Genomic DNA, 15,392 nt, shown 5'->3' with positions numbered 1-15,392 from the left:
ATGGTAAAATTTCGCTGTTATCCCTGAAAGGGTGCGTGAGTATACTCTTTTTTTAGATTTAATTTGGGGCTTTGATGGGTCAACTTACTTATCTCCACGGCTACCCGGAGAATTTACTGTCTCAGGTACGCACGCTCATTGCTGAACAGCGTCTGGGCGCAGTGCTGGAAAAACGCTATCCGGGAACGCATGATTTTGCGACCGATAAAGCGCTCTGGCAGTATACCCAGGATCTGAAAAGCCAGTTTCTGCGTAACGCCCCGCCGATCAACAAAGTGATGTATGACAACAAGATCCATGTGCTGAAAAATGCGCTGGGGCTGCATACCGCCGTTTCGCGCGTACAGGGCGGCAAGCTGAAGGCGAAAGCCGAGATCCGCGTCGCTACCGTGTTTCGCAATGCGCCGGAACCTTTTCTGCGAATGATCGTGGTTCACGAACTGGCGCATCTGAAAGAGAAAGAGCACAACAAAGCGTTTTATCAACTGTGCTGTCATATGGAGCCGCAGTACCACCAGCTTGAGTTTGATACCCGCCTGTGGTTAACGCATCTTTCGTTAAAGCAATCTGAGCAGTAGCGCACTGGCTTTGTCATAAAGGCATGCTAAATTGACGAAAGAATCCCTTTATGGAGCCTGAAGGCGTTTATGATACGTTTCGCTGTTATTGGCACAAACTGGATCACCCGCCAGTTTGTCGATGCCGCCCATGAAACCGGCAAATATAAGTTAACCGCAGTCTATTCCCGTCGCCTCGAACAGGCGCAAACCTTCGCCAATGATTATCCCGTCGAGCATTTATTCACTTCGCTTGAAGCAATGGCGCAAAGCGACGCCATTGATGCGGTGTATATCGCCAGCCCGAACTCGCTGCATTTCCCCCAGACCCAGCTCTTTTTAAGCCACAAAAAGCATGTGATCTGCGAGAAGCCGCTGGCCTCGAATCTGGCCGAAGTCGACGCCGCCATCGCGTGCGCGCGTGAAAATCAGGTCGTCCTGTTCGAAGCCTTTAAAACCGCCAGCCTGCCTAATTTTCAGTTGCTACAGCAGTCGCTGCCGAAAGCAGGAAGAATGCGCAAAGCCCTTATCAACTACTGCCAGTATTCTTCGCGCTACCAGCGCTATCTGGACGGCGAAAACCCCAATACCTTTAATCCGGCCTTCTCGAATGGCTCCATTATGGATATCGGTTTTTACTGTCTGGCGTCAGCGGTTGCGCTCTGGGGAGAACCGCAAAACGTTCAGGCGTCCGCCAGTCTGCTGGAAAGCGGTGTCGATGCGCATGGCGTGGCGGTGCTGGATTACGGCGACTTCAGCGTCACCCTACAGCATTCCAAAGTGAGTGATTCCGTACTGCCCAGCGAAATCCAGGGCGAAGCCGGTTCTCTGGTCATCGAGAAAATTTCGGAATGTCAGAAAGTGTGCTTCATTCCACGCGGCGGAAAAACACAGGATTTATCCGTTCCTCAGCATATCAATACGATGCTGTATGAGGCGGAACGCTTTGCACACCTGGTCGAGACCAACGAGGTGAACCATCCCGAGCTGACCGTCAGCCGTATCACGGCCAAACTGCTCACGGAGATTCGTCGGCAGACGGGCGTCGTCTTCCCCGCTGATGACGCCACAGCGTAAAACAATGTAAAACAGATGTAACAGGCCATTGACTGATCGTATGGCCTGTCATATTTTGTTACGTGCAAAGGGGAGTAACTTCATTGTCGGTCGATCGTCATTACGATGTGTGAAAAACCACATCCGGTCGCCGGGCAATAAGAAAGTGATGTGCCTTCATGTCTTTGATTGATGACGAAGCCGATTCGCCATCACCCGTGGAGTGAGTACATATCACTTTCTTGTTGTAAGTGAGACCTTGCCGGAAGGCGAGGTCTATGCATATAAAAAGCAGCGGCTGACGTCTTTCGACGTTGGCCGTTTTTTTTATGTGTAAGGAAATTCTATGAATACTGTCGGCACACCGTTGTTATGGGGCGGATTCGCTGTCGTTGTGGTGATTATGCTGGCTATCGACCTTCTGTTGCAGGGGCGTCGTGGCGTACATACGATGTCCATGAAGCAGGCGGCGGCCTGGTCTCTGGTCTGGGTGACACTTTCATTGCTGTTCAACGCCGCCTTCTGGTGGTATCTGGCGGAGACCCAGGGTCGGGCGGTGGCCGATCCGCAGGCGCTGGCGTTTCTCACCGGTTATCTGATCGAAAAATCGCTGGCCGTTGATAACGTCTTTGTCTGGCTGATGCTGTTCAGCTACTTCTCTGTTCCGCCTGCCCTGCAACGCCGGGTTCTGGTGTATGGCGTACTTGGCGCCATTGTTCTGCGTACGATTATGATTTTCGCCGGTAGCTGGCTGATCGCCCAGTTCGACTGGATACTGTACCTGTTCGGCGCTTTCCTGCTGTTTACGGGCGTGAAGATGGCGCTGGTGAAAGAGGACGAATCCGGCATCGGCGACAAACCGCTGGTTCGCTGGCTGCGTAGCCACCTTCGCATGACCGACACCATCGAAAACGAGCATTTCTTTGTGCGTAAGAATGGCTTGCTGTTCGTGACGCCGCTGATGCTGGTCCTGATTCTGGTGGAACTGAGCGATGTGATTTTCGCCGTCGATAGCATTCCGGCCATCTTTGCCGTGACTACCGACCCGTTCATCGTCCTGACCTCCAACCTGTTTGCGATCCTGGGTCTGCGCGCCATGTACTTCCTGCTGGCAGGGGTAGCGGAGCGTTTCTCGATGCTCAAATATGGTCTGGCCGTCATTCTGGTCTTTATCGGTATTAAGATGCTGATCGTCGATTTCTACCACATTCCGATCGCCATCTCGCTGGGCGTGGTGTTCAGTATTCTGGTGATCACGCTGATTGTTAACGCGTGGGTAAATCGCCAGAACGATAAAAAGCAGCAGCTACAGTAAGATCCTGCCCGGCAGCGCTATGTCTGCCGGGCTTACAAAAACCACGGTCGTGGGTTGAGTACACGCAGCACTACCCGATAACATGTAAATGTTTAGTTAAAAAATATGACGTAGTACGTAAATTCCAGCATTTTACGCTTTCCCAATCCCCATCTTTCCTTATACTCACTCAGGCAAACACTTTGTTACATCCTGAAAGATACGCCAACAGAGCGTGCAAAGGATGAACAACATCACACTGAAAGGATCATGAAATGACTACGCAACGTTCATCGGGGCTACTCCAGCGTTTGGTTCAAGGGAGCCTGGTTAAACAAATTTTAATTGGGCTTATACTGGGAATTTTACTGGCTTTAGTTTCAAAACCTGCCGCAGAGGCAACGGGTCTGCTGGGCACCCTGTTCGTTGGTGCGCTGAAAGCTGTCGCGCCGGTTCTGGTACTGACGCTGGTGATGGCGTCTATCGCCAACCATCAACACGGTCAGAAAACCAATATTCGCCCGATTTTGTGGATGTATCTGCTCGGCACATTTTCAGCCGCGCTGACGGCGGTTGTGGTGAGCTTCCTCTTTCCGTCCACGCTGCAACTGACGACTGGCGCCACGGATATCACGCCGCCGAGCGGCATTGTCCAGGTGATACACGGGCTGCTGATGAGCATCGTTGCGAACCCGATCCATGCGCTGATCAACGCCAACTACATCGGTATTCTGGTGTGGGCTATCGGCCTGGGCTTTGCGCTGCGCCACAGTAATCAAACCACCAAAAATCTGGTGAACGATCTGTCCGACGCCGTCACCTTTATTGTGAAACTGGTGATTCGTTTCGCGCCGATCGGTATCTTTGGCCTGGTCGCCTCAACGCTCGCCACTACGGGCTTCTCAGCGCTGTGGGGCTATGCGCAACTGTTACTGGTGCTGATTGGCTGTATGGCGATTGTGGCGCTGGTCATCAACCCGCTGCTGGTCTTTTTACAGATCCGCCGCAACCCGTATCCGCTGGTTCTCACCTGCCTGCGTGAAAGCGGCGTGACCGCCTTCTTTACCCGTAGCTCCGCTGCAAATATTCCGGTGAATATGTCGCTGTGCGAAAAACTGAATCTGGACAGAGATACCTATTCTGTTTCCATCCCGCTGGGAGCGACCGTCAATATGGCCGGTGCGGCAATCACGATTACCGTGCTGACGCTGGCGGCGGTGTATACGCTGGGTATTCCGGTTGATCTGCCGACGGCGCTGCTGCTGAGCGTGGTGGCATCACTGTGCGCATGCGGCGCTTCTGGCGTGGCGGGCGGTTCACTGTTGCTGATTCCGCTGGCGTGCAACATGTTCGGTATTCCGAACGAAATCGCCATGCAGGTGGTTGCGGTTGGCTTCATTATCGGCGTGTTGCAGGACTCCTGCGAGACCGCAATCAACTCCTCTACCGACGTTATGTTTACCGCCGCAGTATGTCAGGCGGAAGACGCGCGTTTAGCGAAAAGCGCGCTGCGTAGCTAAATAACCACAAGCCTGATGGCGCTACGCTTATCAGGCCTACAACGACTCCCACTCGTAGGCCGGGTAAGACGTTCACGTCGCCATCCGGCATTTTTTTACAGCGTTACGCCGCTTTTGAAAATCGCCAGCTCACGGAAATCATTGCGTTCATTGCAGGTCTGCTTGCCGTTGGCAAACGCCACAATCGTATCCACAAATTCATTCAACAACTGCGGCATCGCCTTACCGTGAATCAACTGCCCGGCGTCAAAATCGATCCAGTGCTTCTTCTTCGCCGCCAGTTCGCTGTTGGTGGCGATCTTCACCGTCGGGACAAACCCGCCATATGGCGTACCGCGGCCGGTACTGAACAGCACCATGTGGCAACCCGCGCCCGCCAGCGCGCTGGTGGCGACCGCATCGTTGCCTGGCGCGCTTAACAGATTCAGACCGCGCGTTTTCAGGCGCTCACCGTAGCGCAGCACATCCACAACCTGGCTGGAACCCGCCTTCTGCGTGCACCCCAGAGACTTGTCTTCCAGCGTCGTAATCCCGCCCGCCTTGTTACCCGGCGACGGATTTTCATAAATCGGCTGGTCATGAGCGATAAAGTATTGCTTGAAGTCATTGACCATTGTCACCAGTTTTTCAAACGTCTCTTCATCACGGCAATGGCTCATCAACAGCTGTTCTGCACCGAACATTTCCGGCACTTCCGTCAGCACCGTCGTCCCGCCGTTAGCGATAACATAGTCGGAGAAGCGCCCCAGCATCGGGTTCGCGGTAATACCGGACAGCCCATCTGAACCACCGCATTCCAGACCAAACTTAAGTTCGCTCAGTTTGCCCGGCACGCGTTTGTCATGGCGCATCACGTTATACAACTGATGAAGATGCTCAACGCCCGCCTCCACTTCATCGTCCTGCTGTTGGCAGGTCATGAAATGAACGCGTTCAGGGTCGAACTCGCCCAGCGTCTCGCGAAAGGCATCCACCTGATTGTTTTCGCAACCCAGTCCAATCACCAGCACCGCCCCCGCATTCGGGTGACGCACCATGTTTTGCAGCATGGTGCGGGTATTGATGTGATCGTCGCCAAGCTGAGAACAGCCGTAGGTGTGGCTGAAGAGGAAAACGCCGTCAGTTCCTTCGGCATCAAAAGTCTCTTTCAGGAAACGGTTCTGGATCTGCCGCGCAATGCCGTTGACACAGCCGACGGTCGGCAAGATCCACAGCTCATTGCGCACGCCGACGTCTCCGTTGGCACGGCGGTAAATCTGTACATCGCGATCCGCCGGTTGTACTTCAGGGGCCTGAAAATCGGGTTGATAGCTGTACTCATCCAAATCGCTGAGGTTAGTCCGGGTATTGTGGGCATGAATATGCTCACCCGCCGCGACGTCCACCAACGTATGGCCGATAGGCAGACCATATTTGATGACGTTCTCCCCCTGCGCAATATCGCGTAAGGCAAACTTATGACCGCGTACGACATCCTGACGTAGCGTCACGGAATGGTTATCGACGCTGACCTCAGCGCCCTGCGTTAAATCGGCCAACGCTACCGCAACGTTATCCAGCGTATGGATCCTGATGTATTGCATATCAACCCCAGACCTTAGTTCAGTTCAATGGCGAAATAGTCGCGCGCATTGTTGAAGCAGATGTTTCGTACCATTTCACCCAGCAACTGGATATCCGCCGGCGCTTCGCCCGCATTAACCCAGCGGCCTATCATCTGGCACAGGATGCGACGGAAATATTCATGGCGGGTATAAGACAGGAAGCTGCGGCTGTCGGTCAGCATACCGACGAAGCGGCTCAGCAGGCCAAGCTGCGCCAGTTGCGTCATCTGACGCTCCATCCCGTCTTTCTGATCGTTGAACCACCAGCCGGAACCAAACTGCATCTTGCCCGGCATCCCTTCGCCCTGGAAGTTGCCGATCATGGTGCCCAGCACCTCGTTATCGCGCGGGTTCAGACAGTACAGGATGGTTTTCGGCAGCAGATTTTCTTCATTCTGCTTGCTCAGCAATTTTGACAGCTCTTCCGCCAGCGGACGATCGTTGATGGAATCGAAGCCGACATCCGGCCCCAGCAGTTTGAACTGGCGCTGGTTGTTATTACGCAGCGCGCCGATGTGGTACTGCTGTACCCAACCGCGACGCGCATATTCCGCGCCCAGCCACACCAGTACGGCCGTTTTGAACTGCGCGACCTCATGCTTGCTCAGGGTCTCGCCCGCCAGACGGCGCGCCAGAATGCTGTCCAGTTCAGCTTCGCTGGCTTCAGCAAACATAACGACGTCAAGCGCGTGGTCAGAAACCTTACAGCCGTGGGCGGCAAAATGATCCAGACGCTGAGTCAGCGCGGCTTGCAGATCGGTGAAGCGGCGAATATCGGTATCCGATGCTTCGCCCAGCTTCGTCATGTAATCGCCAAAGGTTGCCTGCTCAATGTTGAACGCTTTATCAGGGCGCCAGCTCGGCAGCACTTTAACGGTGAACGTGCTGTCTTTCGCGACCGTGGCGTGGTGCTCCAGCGAATCGACAGGATCGTCGGTAGTGCCGACCATTTTTACATTCATCTGCTGCATGATTCCCCGCGCGGAGAATGCATCCTGCGCCAGCAATTCATTGCAGCGATCCCAGATCTCATCTGCCGTCGCAGGCGACAGCAGCTTACCTGTAATACCAAATGGGCGACGCAGTTCAAGGTGCGTCCAGTGATATAACGGGTTGCCGATCGTGTGCGGCACCGTGGCGGCCCAGGCGTCGAACTTCTCACGATCGGACGCATCGCCCGTACACAGACGCTCAGCAACGCCATTGGTGCGCATCGCCCGCCATTTATAGTGGTCGCCTTTCAGCCAGATATCATACAGGTTGTTAAAACGGTAGTTTTCCGCGATCTGCTGCGGCGGCAGGTGGCAATGATAGTCGAAGATGGGCTGATCTTTTGCGTAATCATGGTACAGACGGCGGGCAAACTCGGTATCCAGCAGAAAATCTTCAGTCATAAACGGGGTCATTATCGTCTTCCTCTCAACGAGTGCGTCAGATTGCTTATGTTTTGATGTTGTCAAAGTTATCACACCAATTTCCAGACCCTGAAGATATTTTCGTGAGTTGGATCAATAAAAACCAACAAATAAATTACCCCTAAAAGAGTAAACAGCGCTCCAGGCCGCGCCATTGCTGGTATTTCTAAATCGAAATAATGACCACACTAAGAATCCTGCATTTGTGATGTCACTCACCTTTTGAAGTTGTATGACAAGTTATCTTTCTGGCCGTCGCGATACATAAGCCGACGGAATGCAAAGTTATCGATGGTTAAGACATCGAATTGACCGGTACGGAAACCGAATTAGCACGATGACTCATGGCAACGTTCGGGGCGTACCGGCTTTTTTTCGGTTATCCCGTCGTCAATAACTTCCCCGCTCAGCGCAGGAAGATAACCGCGATTGTTGCGGAAATAACAAAACGATGAGGTTTTACATGCGTAAAATTAAAGGGTTACGTTGGTATATGATTGCACTGGTGACATTAGGCACCGTGCTGGGCTATCTGACGCGTAACACTGTGGCGGCGGCTGCGCCAACGCTGATGGAAGAGTTACACATCTCCACACAACAGTATTCCTATATCATCGCAGCCTATTCTGCTGCTTACACTGTCATGCAACCCGTAGCCGGTTACGTACTGGATGTTCTCGGTACGAAGGTGGGTTACGCCATGTTCGCCGTTCTGTGGGCCGTATTCTGCGGCGCAACCGCACTGGCTGGAAGCTGGGGCGGCCTGGCGCTGGCGCGCGGCGCGGTCGGCGCTGCTGAAGCCGCGATGATCCCGGCGGGCCTGAAAGCCAGCTCTGAATGGTTCCCGGCAAAAGAACGCTCTATTGCGGTCGGCTACTTTAACGTCGGCTCTTCCATCGGCGCGATGATTGCGCCTCCGCTGGTCGTCTGGGCTATCGTGATGCATAGCTGGCAGATGGCGTTTATTATTTCCGGCGTGCTGAGCTTCATCTGGGCAATGGCCTGGCTGGTGTTCTATAAACACCCGCGCGACCAGAAAAAGCTGACGGATGCAGAACGCGACTACATCATTGGCGGTCAGGAAGCGCAGCACAAAGACAATACTGCGAAGAAAATGTCTCTCGCGCAGATCCTGCGTAACCGCCAGTTCTGGGGTATCGCCCTGCCACGTTTCCTGGCGGAACCGGCATGGGGAACCTTCAACGCCTGGATCCCGCTGTTCATGTTTAAAGTGTACGGCTTTAACCTGAAAGAGATCGCCATGTTCGCCTGGATGCCCATGCTGTTTGCCGACTTAGGCTGCATCATCGGCGGTTATCTGCCGCCGCTGTTCCAGCGCTGGTTCGGCGTAAACCTGATCGTCTCCCGTAAAATGGTCGTTACCCTGGGCGCGCTGCTGATGATTGGCCCAGGCATGATCGGCCTGTTCACCAGCCCGTATATCGCCATCATGCTGCTTTGCATCGGCGGTTTCGCTCACCAGGCGCTGTCCGGCGCGCTGATTACGCTCTCTTCTGACGTCTTTGGCCGTAATGAAGTGGCTACCGCGAATGGCCTGACCGGGATGTCCGCCTGGCTGGCGAGCACATTGTTTGCTCTGGTGGTCGGCGCGCTGGCTGACACCATCGGCTTCAGCCCGCTGTTCGCGGTACTGGCGGTGTTCGACCTGCTCGGCGCGCTGGTTATCTGGACGGTGCTGCAAAACAAACCGGCCAGCGAGGCGGGGCCAGGGTCGCAGGTCAATCACCCCGCAACGCAAAGTTGACCTGACCTGCGCCATCATCCAACAAGGTTTACTCATCCAAAGCCGCCTGTTAAACAGGCGGCTTTTTCAACGGTACAAGTGGAGCCAGCCTCGCAAAAGTGGTATAACAAATATAGTCTGCCGTCTTATGCCTGGAGCGCATATGGAAATCACCGAACCACGACGTTTGTATCAACAACTTGCTGCTGACCTGAAAGAGCGCATCGAACAGGGCGTCTACCTTGTGGGCGATAAACTCCCTGCCGAACGCTTTATTGCCGATGAGAAAAACGTCAGCCGTACGGTGGTTCGTGAAGCGATTATCATGCTGGAGGTCGAAGGCTACGTAGAAGTCCGCAAAGGTTCCGGCATCCACGTCATTTCAAATCAACCGAAATATTATGTCGCCCCGGATGAAAACCTTGAGTTCGCCAATTATGGCCCGTTCGAACTTCTCCAGGCGCGCCAGTTGATAGAAAGCAATATTGCCGAGTTTGCCGCCACGCAGGTGACGAAACAGGACATCATGAAGCTGATGGAAATCCAGGAGAAAGCGCGTAACGAAAAATGTTTCCGCGACTCCGAATGGGATCTCCAGTTCCATGTGCAGGTCGCGCTGGCGACGCAAAATACCGCGCTGGCCGCCATTGTCGAAAAAATGTGGACTCAGCGCGTACATAACCCGTACTGGAAAAAACTGCACGATCATATTGATTCACGCACCGTCGATAACTGGTGCGACGATCATGACCATATTCTCAAGGCGCTGATTCGCAAAGATCCTCATGCCGCGAAACTGGCAATGTGGCAGCATCTGGAGAACACCAAACAGATGCTGTTTAACGAAACCAGCGACGATTTCGAATTTAACGCCGACCGCTATCTTTTTGCTGAAAATCCCGTTGTTCATCTGGACACCGCCGCTAACGGGGCAAAATAGACAATCTTACGCTGGCAGGCGCATCAGGGCGCCTGTCTGCGACGCCGCTCAGTAAGCGTAAGATATAAAGTGTCAGCCTGTGTAAATCCTCTCGCCACCCACCTTTGTGATAAGCAAAATCATATTTTAACGACGTGCGATTTCTATAACGGACTACGTCGACCTTTGTTACAATTAGATGCATTTTGAATTTTTGTGTGTTAGTGCTTGCTTACTTCACAACTTAACAAGGAATGGTTCAGGCCGCGATTTTGCGCCCGTCCGCAACCCAAGTAAAAAATGAATAATGTTGCGGTATTGCAAACTCAAAAAACCGGCGTGACGTTAACCGATTCTCCAGGAATACTGAATGGAACTACTGACTCAATTACTGAATGCCCTGTGGGCTCAGGATTTTGAAACACTCGCCAACCCTTCCATGATTGGCATGCTTTATTTCGTACTATTTATGATTTTGTTCCTGGAAAATGGGTTGCTTCCTGCCGCCTTTTTACCTGGTGACAGTTTGCTGGTGCTGGTCGGCGTACTTATCGCCAAAGGCGCAATGGGGTTTCCGCAAACGCTCCTGCTGTTAACCGTGGCCGCCAGCCTGGGCTGCTGGGTCAGTTATATTCAGGGGCGATGGCTGGGCAACACGCGTATTGTACAAAACTGGCTGTCGCATCTGCCCGCGCATTATCATCAGCGCGCTCACCATTTGTTCCATAAACATGGTCTGTCCGCGCTGTTAATTGGCCGTTTTATCGCTTTCGTTCGTACCTTGTTACCCACTATCGCGGGTCTGTCCGGCCTTAATAACGCGCGCTTTCAATTCTTTAACTGGATGAGCGGGTTGTTGTGGGTCCTGATCCTGACCTCGCTGGGTTACTTGCTGGGCAAAACGCCTGTATTCCTGAAGTATGAAGACCAACTGATGTCATGTCTGATGCTGCTGCCGGTGGTACTGCTGGTCTTTGGGCTGGCGGGTTCGCTGGTGGTGCTCTGGAAAAAGAAATACGGAAATCGGGGATAGAGTATGGTGAAACCACACATAACGCTTCGACAACTGGCCTGGACAACCTCTTTTCTCGTGCTGATGAGCGTGCTTTTTCTCGTCTGGTCGACCATTCGCCAGCAGGAATCCACGCTGGCCATTCGCGCCATCCATCAGGGCGTCAGTATGCCGGACGGCTTTTCCATCTGGCATCATCTGGACGCTAACGGCATTCGCTTCAAAAGCATCACGCCACAAAATGACGCGCTGCTTATTACGTTTGACTCCAGCGCGCAAAGCGCGGCGGCTAAGGCCGTGCTGGACAGAACGTTGCCGCATGGCTATATCATCGCCCAACAGAACGGCGACAGCCAGGCCGTACAGTGGTTGACCCGCTTACGGGATAACCCACATCGCTTCGGTTAATGTCCAGGAATCCGAATCATATCACCCACTTTGGTGATTTCGCCGTTTACTGACTATGATTAATAAGGCGGACTTATTGTCCGCCGTGTTATGACCTGGATCATCGTCCCCCGGTAACGGGTTCGAATCACAATGGAAGGTTCAAGAATGAAATACCGCATCGCTTTCGCCATTACCCTTTTCACGCTCAGTGCAGGCAGCTATGCCAATACCCTCTGTCAGGAAAAAGAGCAGGATATACAGAAGGAAATTAGCTACGCCGAAAAGCACAACAACCAGAACCGCATTAATGGTTTGAATAAAGCGCTCAGCGAACTCAGAGCAAACTGCACCGACAGTAAACTGCGTGCTGACCATCAGAAAAAGATCGCAAAACAAAAAGATGAGATTGCTGAACGTCAGCGTGATCTGGTCGAAGCAAAACAAAAAGGCGATGCGGATAAAATTGCGAAACGTGAACGCAAGCTGGCTGAAGCTCAGGATGACCTGAAAAAGCTTGAGGCACGCGACTACTAAGTCAAATCAAACGTTAACGACTCACTCACCTGGAGAAAACTATGTCGAAAGATAACACTACGGAACATCTGCGCGCTGAGTTGAAATCCCTGGCTGATACGCTCGAAGAGGTGCTTAGCTCCTCTGGCGATAAGTCGAAAGAAGAGTTGAGTAAGATTCGTAGCAAAGCCGAGCGCGCGCTGAAAGAAAGCCGCAACCGTCTGGGCGAAACCGGCGATGCGATTGCCAAACAAACCCGCGAAGCCGCAGCGCGCGCTGACGACTATGTACGCGAGAACCCGTGGACGGGCGTCGGCATTGGCGCAGCCGTTGGTGTGGTGCTGGGCGTACTGCTGACGCGTCGTTAATTATGGCGGATTCTCATCACGCGCAGGGGCCAGGCAAAAGCGTTCTGGGCATCGGGCAGCGGATTGTCACTATCCTTGTTGAGATGGTAGAAACCCGGCTGCGACTGGCGGTTGTGGAACTGGAAGAGGAAAAAGCGAATCTCTTTCAGCTTCTGCTGATGCTGGGGCTGACCATGCTTTTCGCGGCGTTCGGTCTGATGAGCCTGATGGTGCTTATCATCTGGGCGGTTGACCCTCAGTATCGCCTCAATGCAATGATCGCCACCACCGTTGTGTTGCTGGTTCTGGCGCTGATCGGCGGACTCTGGACGTTACACAAAGCCCGCCAGTCAACGCTGTTACGCCATACGCGTCATGAACTGGCTAACGACCGGCAAATTCTGGAGGATGATAAGCCGTGAGCAGTAAAGTCGAACGTCAAAAGCGTAAGGCGTTGCTGCTCAGCCAAATCCAGCAGCAAAGGCTGGACCTTTCAGCCGGTCGTCGCGACTGGCTGGAAGCGACGGACAGCTGGGATCGCGGCTGGAACACGCTGATCAGCCTGCGTTCCTGGGCGCTGGTCGGCAGCAGCGTTATGGCTATCTGGACAATTCGCCACCCGAATCTGCTGGTGCGCTGGGCAAAACGCGGTTTTGGCATCTGGAGCGCCTGGCGGCTGGTCAAAAGCACGATCCGAAAACAGCAGCTGCGCGGCTGATTCCTGCCCCCTTCCTCCTCGCCATCCGGCATAACGCCCGATGGCGCTACGCTTATCGGGCCTACGTATTGTTGTTAATCCAATAAGGTGTTTACACCGCCATTCGGCAATCTGTGCCCTGTCACTCAAAATTTTTGAAAATTATTGACAGTTTTCCTTGCTAACAATTGTTACATGTCACGTTTATGATTCTCTCCATCAACCGCAACGACGCGACATTCCGCGTGATTGCACAAAAAATGAAATCAGCAGCCTGAGTGGTTCCCTGGAGAGTAAAATGAAAAAATTAGAAGATGTTGGTGTACTGGTAGCGCGCATTCTGATGCCCATTCTGTTTATCACCGCAGGTTGGGGAAAAATCACCGGTTATGCGGGTACCCAACAATACATGGAAGCGATGGGGGTTCCGGGGTTCCTGTTACCGCTGACTATCCTGCTTGAGTTTGGCGGCGGTCTGGCGATTCTGTTCGGTTTCCTGACCCGTACAACGGCGCTGTTTACCGCAGGCTTTACCCTGCTGACCGCGTTCATCTTCCACAGCAACTTTGCGGAAGGCGTTAACTCACTGATGTTCATGAAAAACCTGACCATCGCAGGCGGTTTCCTGCTGCTGGCTATCACGGGGCCGGGTGCATTCAGCATCGACCGCGTCCTGAATAAAAAGTGGTAAGCACGCTATACTGAATCAAAAAACGAGGGGATATTCTCCTCGTTTTTGCTATCTGGAGGAGAGAGAAAATGGGACAACTGATTGACGGCGTATGGCATGACACCTGGTATGACACCAAGTCTACGGGGGGGAAATTTCAACGTTCTGTATCGGCTTTCCGTAACTGGCTCACCGCTGATGGCGCGCCGGGCCCGACTGGCGAAGGGGGCTTTGCCGCCGAAAAAGATCGCTATCACCTGTATGTTTCACTTGCCTGCCCGTGGGCGCATCGCACACTGATCCTGCGTAAGCTCAAGGGGCTGGAACCGTTTATCTCCGTTTCTGTTGTGAATCCGCTGATGCTGGAGAATGGCTGGACGTTTGATGATAATTTCCCGGCGGCAACCGGTGATACGCTGTATCAACACGAGTTTCTGTATCAACTCTATCTGCATGCCGATCCGCACTACAGCGGTCGCGTCACCGTACCGGTATTGTGGGATAAAAAGAATCACACCATCGTCAGTAATGAATCGGCGGAAATCATTCGCATGTTCAATACCGCATTCGATGCGCTGGGCGCCAAAGCCGGGGATTACTACCCGACGGCCCTGCGCGGAAAAATTGACGAACTCAATAGCTGGATTTATGACAACGTCAACAACGGCGTGTACAAAGCCGGGTTTGCCACCAGCCAGCAGGCCTATGATGAAGCCGTAGAGAAAGTGTTCGAATCACTGGCGCGTCTGGAGCAAATCCTGGGGCAGCACCGTTACCTGACCGGCGACCAGTTAACCGAGGCGGACATTCGCCTGTGGACCACGCTGGTGCGTTTTGACCAGGTTTACGTTACGCACTTCAAGTGCGACAAATACCGCATCAGCGATTACCTGAATCTTTATGGTTTCCTGCGCGATATCTGGCAGATGCCCGGCATTGCGGAAACCGTCAACTTCGACCATATCCGTAACCACTACTTCCGTAGCCACAAAACCATCAACCCGACGGGGATTATCTCCATTGGCCCGTTGCAGGATCTCAATGAGCCTCACGGGCGCGACGTCCGCTTTGCAAAAGCGGGATAATCCCCTTACGCCGCCACCAGGAAACAGCCTGGTGGCGGCGCTAACTCGCCTTACCCGCCCGATGCATTAAACACATTAATCATTCGAATATTTACCACCATTCCATTCACGGCTATTCTTATTTAAAAACAAGTGATTGACCGTATGTTGAGGCGAAAATGGACTGGTATTTAAAAGTATTGAAGAACTATATCGGCTTTGGCGGACGCGCGCGTCGTAAAGAGTACTGGATGTTTATTCTGGTCAACGTCATTTTTACGTTCGTGTTGGGCGTGCTGGACAAGATGTTTGGCTGGCAACGCGCCGGGGGTGAAGGCGTGCTGACAACCATTTATGGCATTCTGATTTTCTTACCGTGGTGGGCAGTACAGTTCCGTCGGTTGCATGATACCGATCGTTCCGCATGGTGGCTGTTACTGCTCCTCATCCCTGTTATTGGCTGGCTGGTCATCATCCTCTTTAACTGCCAGAACGGTACGCCAGGCGAAAACCGCTTCGGGCAGGACCCTAAAATTCTGCCCTGAAGTGAAGCCAGTAGATGCCTGATGGCGCTGCGCTTATCAGGCCTA

General features: G+C 53.2%; 16 protein-coding genes and 1 pseudogene. 15 read left to right on the top strand and 2 right to left on the bottom strand.

Translation table 11 applies throughout. The annotated features are described in order from the left end of the window. The first annotated feature begins 74 nt into the window (after positions 1–74). The 4 genes from OGX84_RS20565 to sstT all read left to right on the top strand — a co-directional run bounded on the left by OGX84_RS20565 (position 75) and on the right by sstT (position 4,427). Positions 75–578, top strand: a complete 504-nt coding sequence (locus OGX84_RS20565; RefSeq protein ID WP_012135226.1) for a M48 metallopeptidase family protein — start codon at positions 75–77, stop codon at positions 576–578. A 69-nt stretch (positions 579–647) separates the two neighbouring features. Further along, entirely contained in the window at positions 648–1,634 is a 987-nt protein-coding gene (locus OGX84_RS20560; RefSeq protein WP_012135227.1) for a Gfo/Idh/MocA family protein, read from the top strand. A gap of 325 nt (positions 1,635–1,959) precedes the next feature. Continuing rightward, positions 1,960–2,928, top strand: coding sequence for a TerC family protein (locus OGX84_RS20555; protein ID WP_012135228.1), 969 nt, complete (start codon positions 1,960–1,962; stop codon positions 2,926–2,928). 254 nt (positions 2,929–3,182) lie between these two features. Further along, positions 3,183–4,427: a serine/threonine transporter SstT gene (sstT, locus tag OGX84_RS20550; RefSeq protein ID WP_012135229.1), complete on the top strand. Its 1,245-nt coding sequence runs from the start codon at positions 3,183–3,185 to the stop codon at positions 4,425–4,427. Positions 4,428–4,522: 95 nt separating this feature from the next. On the opposite strand, the gene OGX84_RS20545 is transcribed toward sstT, so the two are convergent. Further along, a complete protein-coding gene (locus OGX84_RS20545) occupies positions 4,523–6,010 on the bottom strand; it encodes a UxaA family hydrolase (protein WP_275165161.1) in 1,488 nt (495 codons plus the stop codon). A 14-nt stretch (positions 6,011–6,024) separates the two neighbouring features. Beyond that, entirely contained in the window at positions 6,025–7,437 is a 1,413-nt protein-coding gene (uxaC, locus tag OGX84_RS20540) for a glucuronate isomerase (RefSeq protein WP_275165160.1), read from the bottom strand. Positions 7,438–7,909: 472 nt separating this feature from the next. On the opposite strand from uxaC, the gene OGX84_RS20535 reads away from it, so the two are divergent. From OGX84_RS20535 to OGX84_RS20485, 11 genes and pseudogenes are all read left to right on the top strand, one after another. After that, positions 7,910–9,211, top strand: coding sequence for an MFS transporter (locus tag OGX84_RS20535; RefSeq protein WP_047463898.1), 1,302 nt, complete (start codon positions 7,910–7,912; stop codon positions 9,209–9,211). Positions 9,212–9,353: 142 nt separating this feature from the next. Next, positions 9,354–10,130, top strand: a complete 777-nt coding sequence (gene exuR, locus OGX84_RS20530; RefSeq protein WP_012135233.1) for a transcriptional regulator ExuR — start codon at positions 9,354–9,356, stop codon at positions 10,128–10,130. Between the two features lie 349 nt (positions 10,131–10,479). Beyond that, the gene (gene yqjA, locus OGX84_RS20525; RefSeq protein WP_012135234.1) at positions 10,480–11,142 is read left to right on the top strand and encodes a DedA family general envelope maintenance protein YqjA; all 663 of its coding nucleotides are present in this window, start codon (positions 10,480–10,482) and stop codon (positions 11,140–11,142) included. 3 nt (positions 11,143–11,145) lie between these two features. After that, the gene (mzrA, locus tag OGX84_RS20520) at positions 11,146–11,529 is read left to right on the top strand and encodes an EnvZ/OmpR regulon moderator MzrA (RefSeq protein ID WP_012135235.1); all 384 of its coding nucleotides are present in this window, start codon (positions 11,146–11,148) and stop codon (positions 11,527–11,529) included. Between the two features lie 147 nt (positions 11,530–11,676). Next, positions 11,677–12,045 carry a DUF1090 domain-containing protein gene (locus OGX84_RS20515; RefSeq protein WP_049010354.1) on the top strand — a complete coding sequence of 123 codons (369 nt, stop codon included), beginning with the start codon at positions 11,677–11,679 and terminating at the stop codon, positions 12,043–12,045. 41 nt (positions 12,046–12,086) lie between these two features. Further along, positions 12,087–12,392 (top strand): ElaB/YgaM/YqjD family protein, encoded by a 306-nt coding sequence (locus OGX84_RS20510; protein ID WP_012135237.1) that lies wholly within the window; start codon positions 12,087–12,089, stop codon positions 12,390–12,392. A gap of 2 nt (positions 12,393–12,394) precedes the next feature. Further along, positions 12,395–12,800 (top strand): annotated as a pseudogene (locus OGX84_RS20505) (phage holin family protein). Continuing rightward, entirely contained in the window at positions 12,790–13,089 is a 300-nt protein-coding gene (locus OGX84_RS20500; protein ID WP_012135239.1) for a YqjK-like family protein, read from the top strand. The pseudogene OGX84_RS20505 and the gene OGX84_RS20500 overlap by 11 nt, the downstream one beginning before the upstream one ends. A 277-nt stretch (positions 13,090–13,366) precedes the next feature. Continuing rightward, positions 13,367–13,759, top strand: coding sequence for a DoxX family protein (locus OGX84_RS20495; RefSeq protein WP_012135240.1), 393 nt, complete (start codon positions 13,367–13,369; stop codon positions 13,757–13,759). 68 nt (positions 13,760–13,827) lie between these two features. Then, positions 13,828–14,823 carry a glutathione S-transferase family protein gene (locus OGX84_RS20490; RefSeq protein ID WP_049010352.1) on the top strand — a complete coding sequence of 332 codons (996 nt, stop codon included), beginning with the start codon at positions 13,828–13,830 and terminating at the stop codon, positions 14,821–14,823. 158 nt (positions 14,824–14,981) lie between these two features. Then, positions 14,982–15,347 carry a DUF805 domain-containing protein gene (locus OGX84_RS20485; protein WP_012135242.1) on the top strand — a complete coding sequence of 122 codons (366 nt, stop codon included), beginning with the start codon at positions 14,982–14,984 and terminating at the stop codon, positions 15,345–15,347. The last annotated feature ends 45 nt before the right edge of the window (positions 15,348–15,392 follow it).

The sequence above is a fragment of the Citrobacter sp. CK202 genome (genome assembly GCF_030333225.1).
Lineage (GTDB): Bacteria > Pseudomonadota > Gammaproteobacteria > Enterobacterales > Enterobacteriaceae > Citrobacter_B > Citrobacter_B koseri.
This window is presented reverse-complemented; position numbering and strand designations above follow the sequence as displayed.

What these genes read in the sequence shown, in the direction of transcription:
- OGX84_RS20490 (WP_049010352.1), top strand. Translation starts at nt 13,828, where the DNA reads ATGGGACAACTGATTGACGGCGTATGGCATGACACCTGGTATGACACC.
- OGX84_RS20485 (WP_012135242.1), top strand. Translation starts at nt 14,982, where the DNA reads ATGGACTGGTATTTAAAAGTATTGAAGAACTATATCGGCTTTGGCGGA.
- mzrA (WP_012135235.1), top strand. Translation starts at nt 11,146, where the DNA reads ATGGTGAAACCACACATAACGCTTCGACAACTGGCCTGGACAACCTCT.
- OGX84_RS20565 (WP_012135226.1), top strand. Translation starts at nt 75, where the DNA reads ATGGGTCAACTTACTTATCTCCACGGCTACCCGGAGAATTTACTGTCT.
- OGX84_RS20560 (WP_012135227.1), top strand. Translation starts at nt 648, where the DNA reads ATGATACGTTTCGCTGTTATTGGCACAAACTGGATCACCCGCCAGTTT.
- exuR (WP_012135233.1), top strand. Translation starts at nt 9,354, where the DNA reads ATGGAAATCACCGAACCACGACGTTTGTATCAACAACTTGCTGCTGAC.
- yqjA (WP_012135234.1), top strand. Translation starts at nt 10,480, where the DNA reads ATGGAACTACTGACTCAATTACTGAATGCCCTGTGGGCTCAGGATTTT.
- sstT (WP_012135229.1), top strand. Translation starts at nt 3,183, where the DNA reads ATGACTACGCAACGTTCATCGGGGCTACTCCAGCGTTTGGTTCAAGGG.
- OGX84_RS20545 (WP_275165161.1), bottom strand. Translation starts at nt 6,010, where the DNA reads ATGCAATACATCAGGATCCATACGCTGGATAACGTTGCGGTAGCGTTG.
- OGX84_RS20495 (WP_012135240.1), top strand. Translation starts at nt 13,367, where the DNA reads ATGAAAAAATTAGAAGATGTTGGTGTACTGGTAGCGCGCATTCTGATG.
- OGX84_RS20555 (WP_012135228.1), top strand. Translation starts at nt 1,960, where the DNA reads ATGAATACTGTCGGCACACCGTTGTTATGGGGCGGATTCGCTGTCGTT.
- OGX84_RS20535 (WP_047463898.1), top strand. Translation starts at nt 7,910, where the DNA reads ATGCGTAAAATTAAAGGGTTACGTTGGTATATGATTGCACTGGTGACA.
- OGX84_RS20515 (WP_049010354.1), top strand. Translation starts at nt 11,677, where the DNA reads ATGAAATACCGCATCGCTTTCGCCATTACCCTTTTCACGCTCAGTGCA.
- OGX84_RS20510 (WP_012135237.1), top strand. Translation starts at nt 12,087, where the DNA reads ATGTCGAAAGATAACACTACGGAACATCTGCGCGCTGAGTTGAAATCC.
- uxaC (WP_275165160.1), bottom strand. Translation starts at nt 7,437, where the DNA reads ATGACCCCGTTTATGACTGAAGATTTTCTGCTGGATACCGAGTTTGCC.